The organism is Chryseobacterium taiwanense (assembly GCF_000813825.1).
Lineage (GTDB): Bacteria > Bacteroidota > Bacteroidia > Flavobacteriales > Weeksellaceae > Chryseobacterium > Chryseobacterium taiwanense.
Map to the genome: position 1 here is coordinate 54,301 of NZ_JWTA01000018.1, position 13,347 is coordinate 67,647.

General features: G+C 32.9%; 15 protein-coding genes. All 15 read right to left on the reverse strand.

Features of this window, described 5'->3' with window-relative positions; all coding sequences use genetic code 11:
* Window positions 1-42: 42 nt before the first annotated feature.
* Complete coding sequence (locus RM51_RS16950; RefSeq protein ID WP_039372370.1) at window positions 43-1,128, reverse strand: hypothetical protein; 1,086 nt, start codon at window positions 1,126-1,128, stop codon at window positions 43-45.
* Between the two features lie 75 nt (window positions 1,129-1,203).
* Window positions 1,204-1,893 carry a hypothetical protein gene (locus tag RM51_RS16955; protein WP_039372372.1) on the reverse strand — a complete coding sequence of 230 codons (690 nt, stop codon included), beginning with the start codon at window positions 1,891-1,893 and terminating at the stop codon, window positions 1,204-1,206.
* Entirely contained in the window at window positions 1,871-2,413 is a 543-nt protein-coding gene (locus tag RM51_RS16960; protein ID WP_039372374.1) for an RNA polymerase sigma factor, read from the reverse strand. Before RM51_RS16960 ends, RM51_RS16955 begins: the two co-directional genes overlap by 23 nt.
* A gap of 115 nt (window positions 2,414-2,528) precedes the next feature.
* Window positions 2,529-3,911: a nucleoside permease gene (locus RM51_RS16965; protein ID WP_039372376.1), complete on the reverse strand. Its 1,383-nt coding sequence runs from the start codon at window positions 3,909-3,911 to the stop codon at window positions 2,529-2,531.
* A gap of 22 nt (window positions 3,912-3,933) precedes the next feature.
* Window positions 3,934-4,533, reverse strand: a complete 600-nt coding sequence (locus RM51_RS16970; RefSeq protein ID WP_039372378.1) for a bifunctional nuclease family protein — start codon at window positions 4,531-4,533, stop codon at window positions 3,934-3,936.
* 158 nt (window positions 4,534-4,691) lie between these two features.
* Entirely contained in the window at window positions 4,692-5,639 is a 948-nt protein-coding gene (locus tag RM51_RS16975; RefSeq protein WP_039372380.1) for an electron transfer flavoprotein subunit alpha/FixB family protein, read from the reverse strand.
* A gap of 42 nt (window positions 5,640-5,681) precedes the next feature.
* A complete protein-coding gene (locus RM51_RS16980; RefSeq protein ID WP_039372382.1) occupies window positions 5,682-6,428 on the reverse strand; it encodes an electron transfer flavoprotein subunit beta/FixA family protein in 747 nt (248 codons plus the stop codon).
* A gap of 150 nt (window positions 6,429-6,578) precedes the next feature.
* Window positions 6,579-7,286, reverse strand: a complete 708-nt coding sequence (locus RM51_RS16985; protein WP_039372384.1) for an SDR family oxidoreductase — start codon at window positions 7,284-7,286, stop codon at window positions 6,579-6,581.
* Window positions 7,287-7,501: 215 nt separating this feature from the next.
* The gene (locus RM51_RS16990) at window positions 7,502-8,881 is read right to left on the reverse strand and encodes a dipeptidase (protein WP_039372387.1); all 1,380 of its coding nucleotides are present in this window, start codon (window positions 8,879-8,881) and stop codon (window positions 7,502-7,504) included.
* 167 nt (window positions 8,882-9,048) lie between these two features.
* Window positions 9,049-9,327 (reverse strand): hypothetical protein, encoded by a 279-nt coding sequence (locus RM51_RS16995; protein ID WP_039372389.1) that lies wholly within the window; start codon window positions 9,325-9,327, stop codon window positions 9,049-9,051.
* Between the two features lie 138 nt (window positions 9,328-9,465).
* A complete protein-coding gene (locus tag RM51_RS17000) occupies window positions 9,466-10,614 on the reverse strand; it encodes a THUMP-like domain-containing protein (RefSeq protein WP_039372391.1) in 1,149 nt (382 codons plus the stop codon).
* 33 nt (window positions 10,615-10,647) lie between these two features.
* Entirely contained in the window at window positions 10,648-11,088 is a 441-nt protein-coding gene (locus tag RM51_RS17005) for a DinB family protein (RefSeq protein ID WP_039372393.1), read from the reverse strand.
* Complete coding sequence (locus tag RM51_RS17010) at window positions 11,088-12,239, reverse strand: methylmalonyl-CoA mutase family protein (protein WP_039372396.1); 1,152 nt, start codon at window positions 12,237-12,239, stop codon at window positions 11,088-11,090. Before RM51_RS17010 ends, RM51_RS17005 begins: the two co-directional genes overlap by 1 nt.
* A gap of 87 nt (window positions 12,240-12,326) precedes the next feature.
* Complete coding sequence (locus RM51_RS17015; protein WP_039372400.1) at window positions 12,327-12,683, reverse strand: FtsB family cell division protein; 357 nt, start codon at window positions 12,681-12,683, stop codon at window positions 12,327-12,329.
* A gap of 1 nt (window position 12,684) precedes the next feature.
* Complete coding sequence (udk, locus tag RM51_RS17020; RefSeq protein ID WP_039372403.1) at window positions 12,685-13,299, reverse strand: uridine kinase; 615 nt, start codon at window positions 13,297-13,299, stop codon at window positions 12,685-12,687.
* Between the last annotated feature and the right edge of the window lie 48 nt (window positions 13,300-13,347).

Here is a 13,347-nt window from a genome sequence, read left to right on the forward strand (position 1 = left end):
AATTTAAACAATTCACAATAAAACATATCAAATTTTATTAACTTAAAAATTAACACTTACTAATTCCAAGCCAATTTGTATTCCATATTTGCTATTAATAAGTGCATTATTATCAAATGTCGGGGTAAAATCTTTTTGAATGTATAATCCTAAACCACCATATCCAATTCCCAGTTTTCCTCCTACGATAAAATTATTAACTCCTTTTGAGACGGTCTCTCTTTCAACAATTCTGTTTGAATATTCGGTAGAATATTTATTATAGATCACACTAGCAGCTCTTATTCCTCCATACAAACCAGCTACAACATAAAATTGCGTTTCTCTGTTATCAACATATTTAACATTTTCAAACTCTACATATTTAGGATTAAGAACCCATTTCAATTCCAACGGAATCATAATATAAGTATTATTTAAACTCGTTTTTTTAAGTACACCTTTTGTAAAATCCTGTACAAAGAGGTTTTTGTCATCCTGAGAAAAAACTTTCCCATATTTAGGAACGAAATAGTCTGCTCTAGTACCTATGCCAATACGATAAAATATAGGACTTTTAAAGCCTCCTAATTGATTTTCGTATTTAAAATTGAAACTTACTGAATTATAAACAGAATTCTTTACCTCAGAATCTTTACTATAAAATCTAAAGGGTTCGTTTTTAGTAGTAAGACTTGCTCCTACAAAACTTATCGAAAGCTTAAAAGAATGTAAATAATCTTTCGGAAGCAGTACTCTTTTACCTTTAAATTGAATTCTCCCTGTATAAGGTTCAAAAGACAAACTATATTTTCCTTCAGGATTTAGAACAATATTCTTCACCAGATCTTTAGTAGCATTATCTAATTCAAATCTTTCATTTTCTATTTTCTCATTAATAATCTGCTCGTATTTCTCAGCGATTTCTGCTTTAAGTTTTTGTCTTTCTTCAATAGAAGCCACTTTATTCCCTTTAACTTTCTCAAGAGTCTCATCAAGTTCTACATTCATCTTCTGTTTTTCGGAAGTAATAATGCTATCTATTTTCTTTGTATAGTTTTGCATTTTAAAATCAATGTTTTTATCACTCTGCCCAAAAGCAAAAACAGAGATAAAAGTAGAGGCTAATAAAGTAATTTTTATTTTCATAGTAAGGTATTTTTAAGCATAATAATACTTCCTGTCTAATTTTAGCCAGTTTATAATAATGTTTTGTTTGTTAAATTATTTTATTTCAGTAGAATCTGAGAACACTTTAAAACCAAATATCTGTAAAGAATTTGGACGCTTGATTTTAATTTTTGATACATCTAACACTCCAAATTGTTTATGGGTTTGAGTTTCATTTCTCGTTTTATCCAGCTCTCTCCCTAAAAGTAAATCATCAGCACTGATGTAAGATGTTTTCTTTCGGTTTGCAATTTGAGGTTTTACAGGAGCTATTTCCGGTTTTTCAGTCAAAACTGTAGGAAGTTCTTCTATGATATTTTCTTTCTCTGCGACTGCTACATTTTTAGACTGTTCTATTTTTTCAGGTAACTTCTCTGAAGAATTATTCGATTGAGCACTATTTTTATCTGATCTAGGATAAATTGAATTTTCTCTTGTATTTTCATTTAAAACTACAGGTTCATCTTGTTCTACTGCAGATTTCACAGTATTTTCTGATGTATTTTGAGTAATCTTTACCTTTTCGGATTGGGATTTCTGATCAGCATTATAATACAAGAAAGTTCCTAAAGAAATTAGAAGAACAATCACTGCAGCATATTTCCACCCCTGAAAAGATGGTTTTAATACGATTCCAGGCTTTTCTTCCAACTTTCCCTCCAATCTATCCCAAAGATCAGAAGAGGGCTTTATTTCAAGCTCTTCGTAGCCGGATTTTAATTTATTGAGCGTATTGTTTTTCATCTTTCTTTTGTTTTAAAAAATCTGCAATCCATTTCTTAGATTTACTCAACTGGCTTTTGCTAGTTCCCTCAGAAATATTAAGAATTTCTGCAATTTCGTGATGCTTTTTTTCTTCAAAAACGTACAGGTTGAAAATCAGTCTGTATCCGTCCGGCATTTTAGAAAAGATTTCATCCATATTGATTTCATCTACTTCTTCCCAGTCTTCATCAATCGTTCCCAATTCATTTATTTCAACATCTGTATACAGTATATTTTTACTTTTCCTGATGAAGTTTATCGAATTATTAACTACAATTTTCCTCAGCCAAAACGGAAAACTTTTCCATTCTCTGCATTCATCAATCTTTGAAAAACAGATAAAAAAAGAATTCATTAAAATATCTTCCGCATCATGAAGGTTATTGACATAAGAATTTGAAATAGCCAGCATTTTTGCCGAAAACATGTCGTAAAGAGCTTTATGCCCTCTCCGATCCTGCTTTTTTGCCAGTTTGAAATTCTCTTCTAAATTCTTCATGTATCTGTTTCTATCTATAAGACAATAGATCTTTTAAATGGTTGCCTGTAAAAACAAAAAAATTGCACTTTTTTGAGGAGTGCAATTTAATATATTAATTATCAATACTATAATCTTAATGCTTTACATCAGCAATCTCTTCTGGATTGTGCTTGTGTCTGAATAAGATTGCAAATAAAACTGCAAGTATTAAAGCATAAGCTGCGAAAGTAAGCCAAATATTCTGCCAGTCTTTTACCATGACAACTGATGATAAAGTTCCGTCCGGATTCACAACAGAATTAAAGCTTTTTTTCAGAATTTCTAAAAAGGTAGGATTATCCGGTGTTGTTTCAAGATACGTTGATAAGGACGAAGCTGTAGTAAATTTATGTGTAAAAAATTTATCTATCGCCCAACCTGCTGCATAACTTCCGAAAACTGCTCCAAAACCGTTGGTCATCATCATGAAAAGACCCTGAGCAGAAGAACGAATCTTTTTATCAGTCGTCGTTTCTACGAAAAGTGACCCTGAAATATTGAAAAAATCAAAAGCCATTCCGTAAACCACACATGAAAGAATGATTAGTCCTAACCCAAATCCTTCCGGAATTCCGTAAGCGAAAAATCCAAATCTCAACACCCAAGCTAACATCGACATCAACATTACTTTTTTAATTCCGAACTTCTTCAAAAAGAAAGGAATTGCCAAGATAAATAACGTCTCAGAAACCTGAGAAATAGACATGATAATTGTAGATCTTTGTACTACAAAAGAATCTGCATATTTAGGAAAATGTTCAAATTCACTCAAGAAAACATCTCCATAAGCATTGGTCAACTGTAAAGCAGCTCCCAATAACATAGAAAATAAGAAGAATAATGCTGTTTTATAATCTTTAAACAATTTGAACGCATTAAGTCCTAATTGTTCTGATAATGGAGCATCTTTATCAATTAACTTTTGAGGAGGACATTTTGGTAATGTTAAAGCATAAATTCCTAAAATAATGGCAACACCTCCTGCAATATAAAACTGCCCTTCTGTAGCTTTATTTCCTGTAAGATTGGTAATCCACATTGCTACGATAAATCCAATAGTTCCCCAAACACGGATTGGCGGGAAATCTTTTACAACATCTAAAGAACTGTTCTTTAAAACTGTATAAGAAATGGAATTAGCTAAGGCAATTGTCGGCATGTAGAAACACATCGCCACCAACATTACAGAAAAGAAGGAATTAGGATCTGCCGAATGTGGCAAAATGAAAAGTACAATCCCGTAAAGAATATGTAAAACCGAAAAAATTCTTTCTGCATTTACCCAACGATCGGCAATAATTCCGGTAATGGTCGGCATAAAAATGGAAGCAATCCCCATGGTTCCGAAAACAGCACCAAACTGTGCTCCGTCCCAATGTTTTGTACCAAACCAAAAGTTAGCCATTGTAATCAGCCAAGCTCCCCAAACGAAGAACTGTAGAAAGCTGAGAATGGTTAGACGTAATTTTAAATTCATAAGTCAGTATAAAATATCTCTTTTAATCAATCTTCTTTTTTCTCCTCTTAATTTCTTCCTGAATCTCCAAAGCGGTATCATAATCTTCTTCTTTTACCGCTTCTTCCAGTAATTTTTGAAGCTCTTCCATAGAAACAGATTTCAAATTATCTTCTGTAGAAACCGTTTCTGAAAACGATTGCTCTTCTTTCGCTACTTCTTCCAGTTCAAGAAGAATTCCTGCTTCATTCAGCACCTGCTGAGTCGTAAAAATAGGGGCATCAAATCTTACTGCCATTGCCACAGCATCAGAAGTTCTTGCATCAAGAATTAATTCTTCGTCTGTCGCTTTATTTTTAAAGTTAATATTGGAGAAGAAAACTCCGTCTACAATCTGATAAATAATCACAGAGATCATTTCATAATTGGCAGAAACTATAAATTTTGTGAATAAATCATGCGTAAGAGGACGAGGTGGATGAATGTCTTTCTCCAGACCAAGAGAAATGGATTGTGCCTCGAAATTTCCTATAACAACAGGTAATTTTATATGTGTTTCTTCATGTTCCAATAACAATGCGTACGCTCCTGATTGGGTCTGGCTGTACGATATTCCGCGAATAATTAGCTGTTTATAATCCATAACTACAAATATAGACTAATTTTCCATAGTTTTTTTTACTTTTTAGACAAAAATAAAAGCCCGGAAGCCGAGCTTTTATTTGTATTTTGAAGGGTTGTAAATCGTGAATAATTCACTTCGCTAATTCAAATTATGAAGTGTAAAACTCACTATTTATTTTATCCTTTTATTGCTTTAATTTTCTCTGTTAATGCAGGAATAATCTGGAAAGCATCACCTACTACACCGTAGTCAGCTGATTTGAAGAATGGAGCTTCTGCATCACTGTTGATTACTACGATTGTTTTAGAAGAGTTAACTCCAGCCAAGTGCTGAATAGCTCCAGAGATACCAACAGCAATGTAAAGATTTGGAGAAATTGCTTTACCAGTCTGTCCTACGTGTTCTGTGTGAGGTCTCCAACCAATGTCAGAAACCGGCTTAGAACAAGCTGTAGCAGCTCCTAAAACGTTTGCCAATTCTTCGATCATTCCCCAGTTTTCAGGACCTTTCAATCCTCTACCTGCAGAAACTACGATTTCAGCTTCTTTTAAGTCTAATTTTCCTGAGCTTTGCTCGTGAGAAATCACTTTAGTATCTTCATTAGCTACCGAAAGATTTTTCACTTCTTCTGAACCAGAAACGGCATTTTCTTTAACTCCAAAAGCGTTTTGAGAAACTGTAATAATTACTGCTGCTCCTTCAGCTTTTGCATGCATGAAACCTTTTCCTGAGAAAGATCTTCTTTTCACCTGAAACGGAGAAAGACTTTCCGGAGCTGCAATTGCATTAGTAATTAAAGAATGTCCGTTCATGATTGCCAACATTGGAGCGATAGAAGAAGCATCTGTTGTGTGAGGGAAAACGATAATATTCCCGTTTGCTACTTCACTTACAGCCTGTGCATAAGCTTTAGCCGAAAAACTTTTCAGCCCTTCATCTTTGATGTTGATTACATTCGATGCTCCATATTTGTATAATAAATCTGAAGAATCTGTTGGGTTTACAGAGATCGCTGTAACTGTTTCACCAGCCTGATCTGCGATAGCTTTAGCATAAGAAACTGCTTCAAAAGCTGCTTTTTTGTAAACTCCGTTTATATTTTCTGCGTATACGAATACTGCCATTTTGTTTAAATTTAAAAATTAAAAGATTTAATGATTAAAAGATTAGATCACTTTCGCTTCTTCGTGAAGTAATCTTACCAATTCATCCAAATTATCAGGAGAAACCAATTTTACAGCAGCTCTTGGCGGAACACTGTCATAAGAAACTCCCTGAACTTTCACTTCAGAAGAAGTCGGTTCAACCACCTGCAAAGGTTTTGTTCTTGCAGACATAATTCCTCTCATGTTTGGAATAATCAAATCTTTTTCATCTACTAATCCTTTCTGACCAGCAATTACAGCAGGTAATTTTACAGAAATAGTTTCTTTTCCGCCTTCAATTTCTCTTACAGCAGTAGCTTCGCTTCCATTTACATCAAGACCTACAGATGCATTTACGAAAGGCTGGTTTAATAATTGAGCAACCATTCCAGGAACGGAACCTCCGTTATAATCGATTGATTCTTTACCACAAAGGATTAAATCATACCCACCATTTTGAGCAACTGCAGCAATTTCTTTTGCTGTAGAATAGCTGTCTTTTGGATCTAAATTTACTCTTACCGCATCGTTTGCTCCGATTGCCAAAGCTTTTCTTACTACAGGTTCTGTAGCAGCATCACCTACGTTAATTACTGTTACAGTAGCTCCTTGAGATTCCTGAAGTTTAACCGCTTTTGTTAACGCAAATTCATCTAATGGATTAATTACCCACTGAATTCCGTTTTTGTCGAAAGCAGATTTATCTGCCGTGAAGTTAATTTTGGAAGTAGTATCCGGAACACTACTAATACAAACTAATATTTTCATGTGTACTATTTTATTGTTTCTCTTTTTGTATAAAAAATTAGGGAATTTTATACCGAGATTTTGTTTGAATTAATTTTTGCTAATATAAATAAAATATATATTATGCATGCATAATACTTATTATTTTACTATTCAGCGCATTAGATGTACTTATTTACCTGGCTGAGAAGCCCTAAACTCAATCTTACTAGGCAAAACTCTCGGATTCATTTTCAAAATATCCAAAACCAAATTCCCCATATCTTCCGGCTGAATCTTCCAAGCATCTTTTTCTGAAGGAATGTTTCCGTTAAAATGAGTTGCTACAGATCCGGGCATAATCACCGTAGATTTAATATTATATTTTCTTAAATCAATCATTGCAGCCTGTGTAAATCCTACCACACCAAATTTTGAGGCATTATAGCCCGTTCCATTCTCAAAGAAATTGGCTCCTGCCAAGCTTGAAATGGTAATATAGTATCCTTCTGACTTTTTCAACTCTTCCACAGAAGCTTTTAACGTATAGAAAACACCTGTTAAATTCGTTTCAATCATATTATTCCATTCCTCAGCAGAAAGTTCATCTACGGGTTTAAAAATCCCTAAACCAGCATTTGCAATCACGAAATCCAATCTTCCGAATTTTTCTTTGATAGAGTTTACGGCTTCATTTTCACTTTCAAGACTTCTTACATCGGAAACGATTCCTAAAACATTCTGAGAATATTGCTTTAAATCGTGCTCAGCTTTTTCCACATCATCCCTTTTTCTTCCTGAAAATGCCACCGAAACACCATTTTCAAGTAAAATCTTAGCAATCCCGAAACCTATTCCTTTTGTTCCCCCTGTTATATAAGCTACTTTATTTTCTATCATATTTTATAATTTTAAGTTCTTAAAAATAACAAAAACGCCCCAAATGGAGCGCTTTAAATAGGTAAGATTTATCATCTTATTTTTTTATTTCTTGATAAATTTCTCAGTTGAAATTCCGTTTTCTGTTTAAATTCCTTAAAGCATAGGCTGTAAAATTATTCAGATACAATAATCGATCAAAGTAAATTAAATAAACATTGATAAATCAAAAAAAATTATTTCGAATAATTCTCAAAAAACAAAGGAATACTTTCAATTCCTTTATAGAAATTGAATAACCCGTAATGTTCATTTGGAGAGTGAATCGCGTCAGAATCTAATCCAAATCCCATTAAGACAGATTTAGCGCCTAAAACTTGCTCAAACATCGCTGTAATAGGAATACTTCCACCACCTCTGTATGGAAGAACTTCTTTTCCGAATGAAGATTCCATGGCTTGTTTTGCTGCTAAGAATTCTTTTGTATCAGTTGGTAATACGTAAGGCATACCTCCATGATGCGGGGTAATCTTAACTTTCACGTTATCCGGAGCGATTTTTTCAAAATATTTTGTGAATTTTTCAGTAATCTCTTCAGGAGTCTGATACGGAACTAAACGCATTGAAATTTTAGCCGAAGCTTTAGAAGGAATTACGGTTTTAGCTCCTTCTCCTGTATAACCACCCCAGATTCCATTACAGTCTAAAGTTGGGCGGATAGAGGTTCTTTCAAGCGTTGTATAGCCTTTTTCACCTTCTACTCCATTTAATCCGATAGATTGTTTGAATTCTTCAGGATTGTCTTTCAATTTATTCATATCTGCTCTATCAGCTTCAGAAACCGTTTCTACATTATCATAGAATCCGTCAATAGTAATATGACCATCTTCATCGATTAATTTAGCAATCATTCTTGAAAGCACGTGAATAGGGTTTGGAACCGCTCCTCCGTAAAGTCCTGAATGTAAATCTCTGTTTGGCCCTTCAATTTCTACTTCTACATAGCTCAATCCTCTCAATCCTGTTGTAACCGTTGGTTGTTCGTTGCTGTAAATATGAGTATCAGAAATTAAGATACAGTCGCAAGATAATTTCTCTTTATTTTCATTAACGAAATCCCCTAAGCTCACAGAACCTACTTCTTCCTCTCCTTCTAAAATAAATTTAACATTACAAGGAAGTGTATTGGTTTTCATCATTGCTTCAAACGCCTTCAAATGCATGAAAAACTGACCTTTATCATCGGCAGAACCTCTTGCAAAAATAGCACCTTCCGGATGAAGTGGAGTTTTCTCGATATACGGTTCAAAAGGTGGTTTTGTCCATAATTCTAGTGGATCAGCTGGTTGAACATCATAATGTCCATACACCAAAACCGTTGGTAAATTTTCATTCAGGAATTTTTCACCAAAAACTATAGGATATCCTTTCGTCTGGCAAACTTCTACATTATCTGCTCCTGCATTTTTAAGGTGTGTTGCCACTACATCTGCACATTTCAAAACGTCATCTTTATACGCCGGATCTGCAGAAATAGAAGGAATTCTCAATAACTCAAATAATTCATCTACGAAACGTTGTTTATTTTCGTTGATGTAATTTAATGTCTCTTGCATTGTAAAATAATATTTTGTTAAAAGTAAAAAATTTGCCCCGCAGCGACAAACAAAAACATATAATTTTCCTCATGTGCATTATACACTGAGAGTTAATTATTTATCATTTTTAATTCACAAAAAATGTCCCACATTTCTGCGAGACATTCTTTATATTGTACTACTAATTAGTGTTCAGCTTTAGGAGCGTGAGCTTCTTCTGTTTTTGCAGGAGCAGCAGCACTGTCAGTTTTTGGAGCTTCTGTCCCATGTTTTTCAGCAGTCGCTTCTTCTGTGTGAGTTGCAGCAGCTTCATGACCATGACCGTGACCTTCTCCTTGTGGATCATCTGAATATCTTTCAACTCCTTCTTCAAGTTTCAAAGTATTCTTGTTTCCACCTGCCTGAATTTTTTTACAGCTTACAGCAACAGTTGCAATGGCTAAACATATAACTAATTTTTTCATATGTAAGATTTATTTTTTTAAAGTCATATGAAATCGCATTATTTTGGTCTCTTATAACCCTATTTAAAAGCAAGCGATTTCCTACTCAAATTTTTAATTGCCCAAAATTAAGAAATCCTACATTTTTCGGCAACATTTTTATACTGATTTTACTATTATTTTTCCTTTTTTGGATTGTGTAAAAATAAGATAGCTTTCTCCACCATCTTTTAAACCATACTTTTTCTTAATTTCTTCCGGTTTTAGTGGATAATTCTTTGAAACAATATTAAACTGGCTTTTCTTTTTAATCTGTTTATTATCAATCATTTCAATTTCTAAAATTCTTCCGGGAAAATCTTCTACTTTTTCATTTGAAGTATAAAGATGCGTATTCGGATGAAGCTTTTTCAGATTAAATCTTTCTGAAATCAAATTGAAAATTCCAGCTTTTAAAATTGAATTATTGGGAATATAAAGAAACTTTTCAGGCTCAGCATATTCTGCTTGAGCATTTTCTTCCTGTCCGAATTTATAAGTGAAAGTAGACTCTCTACTTTCTAAATTCACGCAATTACAAATAATTTCTCCCGAATTTTTGTTTGATAAAAAGACAACTACCTCTTTTACATCATTTTTCCATGCAATAATATCAATTCTCGAAATATTCTGTAAAACGGAAACAAGGTATTTTAAATCAATAAGCGGAGACAATTTTATAACCACCTCATCAGAAATCGAAAGTAACTTTTTCTGAATTCCAAGAATATCCGGTGACAAATCTTCTAACAAGAATACTTTGTTCTTATTGTTATCTCTTCGAGCAGGATCCAGATAAATTACATCAAAATTTTCTTCATTTTCATTGAGAAAATCTTCCAGTTTTTGATTGATAAATCTTGCTTTCCTCTCTAAAACAGTCCAGTTATTTTCAACAATTTCCAAAAGTTCGGAATTTTGCTCAACGAGTGTAATCTCATCAAAATTTTTAGACAAATAATAAGCATCGATCCCGAAACCGCTCGTTAAATCAATAAACTTTTTCCCTTTTAAAATTTCAGATTTGTAGACTGCTGTTTTTTCTGAAGAAGCCTGTTCAAGATTAAGTTGTGGAGGAAAAATAATTCCGTCCTTCAATAAAAACGGAAACTTTTTCTGTGCTACCAATTTTCCTTTAATCTGCTGAACAATTTCCTGCATAGAAACTTCGGAAAATGGTGATTTTTTCAATAATAAGGAATGCAAATCCTTGGTTAGATTTGCATTGATATATTTTTGAATTTCTTTTTTTAGAATTTCTTTATTCACAGATTTTTCTAGATTAATACAAATAATTTTGTTTTATCTTTTATAAAAAATATAATCCGTCAATATCGGATCTATTCCTTTTTGCTTTAATTGAGAATTTATTTGCCCTCTATGATAAGTTGAATGATTGATCGCCTGAAAAAGCATTTCAAAAATAGTATTCTCAAATTTTGTTCCTCGCGAATTTTGATATGCTATTTCTTTATCTAAATCAGATTCTTCAATAATTTCGATACTTTTTTCAAAATTTTGTTGGTTGATTTCATCTAAATCATCAAAAGGATGGATTTGCCAGACTTCAAATGATTTTTCATTTAAAATTCTTGAGTTCCATACTTGTTGAGCATTCAAAATATGATTGATTAAACTGATTGTTTTTTCATCAATTTTTTCAAGATTTCCGGCAATAACTTTTATCATCTCTCTATTGAAATGATAAGTATATTCGAATAAATCAATCAGCTTTTCTTTCATTACTCAAAAATTTCAGCCCAACGAACAGCTTTAATATTTGTTTCGTTATACAATTCCTTAACCGTTTTTTTAACCTCTAATTTTGGATATAAATTCACTCCAATCAGCTTTATTTTTCCTTCTTCTACCCACCTTTGTTCTTCCACTGCATGATCGTAAATTTTCTTTTGAACAATTCCTTGTTTTAAAAGCTCAAGGTAACCTCCAGCTTCTTCAATTTCGACGAATAAAGCCCATGATTTTTCTGCAATTTGCTGCGTAATATCTTCTACATAATAACTTCCGTTAGAAGCATCTTCAAAAACATTAATGATACTTTCGTAAGCCAGAACAATCTGTTGTTTGAAGGAAATTTCTTCAGAGTTTTCAGTACTTCTGTCCACTAAATAGTTATTACTGAAAACTGCATCAGCTCCGCCAATCATTGCAGACGCCAATTCTAAAGTTGAACGAATTAGGTTATTTTCATTATCCGAAATTGCTTTATTTCTCAAAGAAGTTTCTGCAAAAATGTATGGAATTTCATCCAAACCATATTCTTTAGACAATTGATTAAAAACCATTTTAAAAGCTCTCAGTTTCGCCATTTCAAAGAAATAGTTTCCTCCTATAGCGATTCTGAAAATCAGTTTATTTAGAACTTCAGCTCCATATACTTCAACCAGTTCTTTTGTTTTTGCCAAAGCAATACCTAATTGTTGATAAATTGCAGCTCCGGCATTTTGATGAAGAGAAATATCTACACAAATATTTCTTTTAAACTCTTTAGACAATAGCTCTTTTACCAGTTGATCATTGATTGTCGCTTCTTTTTCATCAAATACATCAATCAAAGAAAAATACTGATCTTCTTCTTTTGGACTGATATGTCCTGCCAAATCAAGATTGTTAACGAAAATTGTTTTTTCTTCCAGATTTTCTACATTTTGATCTAAAATAAATGCAAAAACATCTTGTTCCAGACTTTCATGATATCTTGCTACCAAATGAGTACTTTCTTCTATTTTTGGTAGGTTTACCAAAGGCTTCTGTACTGAATCATAGTAAGGTTTTACCGTAATTCCTTCTAAATTTCCTTTGGAAAGAACGGAATAAATATCTTCTGTTTTAAGCTGTTTTTTTACTAAATTTTCCCAGGCTGTATTTGACATAGTTTTATTTTGAGTGTGAATTGTGAATAGTCAATTTTAGAATTAACTTGCGATGCAAAATTCACCATTTACATTTCACTTTTAGAATTATTTTTTCGCAATATTCGTACTATCTACTACCAAAATGAAGATCTCTTCATTCGGTTTTTTCATAAAGTAATTTTCTCTTGCGTATTTTTCTTTTTCAGATTTATTGTTCATCAATTTTTTATAAAACGCATCATTTTTTTCGTATTCGGTTTTATAATATTGAAGTTGGTCTTCGTATTTGCCAATTTCCCCATTCAGTTCATTAATTACCAAAAACGAAGTTTTATCAAAGAAAATCATCCATACCAGAAACAGGCAAATGGTAAGCGTATATTTATTCAAAACATATTTTTGAATAAGCTTAAAAGTTTCAGACTTAGGCTGGATGTCTTTAATAAGTTTGTTTTCTTTCATTTTAATGTTTTCTCAACGAATTTTTAATAACAGTAGTTAAAAAATCAATCGCTACGGAATTTTGCTTCATATTCGGAATGATAAGATCCGCTTCATTTTTTGAAGGCTCAATAAATTCCTGATGCATCGGCTTCAAAGTCGTCTGATAACGATGTAATACCTCATTCAAATCTCTTCCCCTCTCCTGAGTATCTCTCCTGATCCTCCTGATCAATCTTTCATCGGAATCAGCGTGAACGAATACTTTTAAATCAAATTCTTTTAGTAATTCTTTGTTGGTAAGTACTAAAATTCCTTCTACAACCAATACATTTTTAGGTTCTACAGTTACGTGATCTCCGGTTCTGGAATGTGTTACAAAGCTATAAATAGGCTGCTCAATCGGCTCGTTATTTTTTAAAGCTTTCACATGTTTCAACATCAATTCAAAATCTATAGACTTCGGGTGATCATAGTTTAAAGCTTCTCTTTCCGTAAGTGTAAGACTATGGTTATCATGATAATAATTATCCTGAGAAAGGATGTTCATTCCTTCAACATCAAGCTGCTGAAGGATCTTATCAACAACTGTAGTTTTGCCGGATCCTGTACCTCCAGCAATTCCTATTACAAGCATTCTTTTTTTGTTTCTTTATAGTTTTTACAAATATACTATTTTAGATGA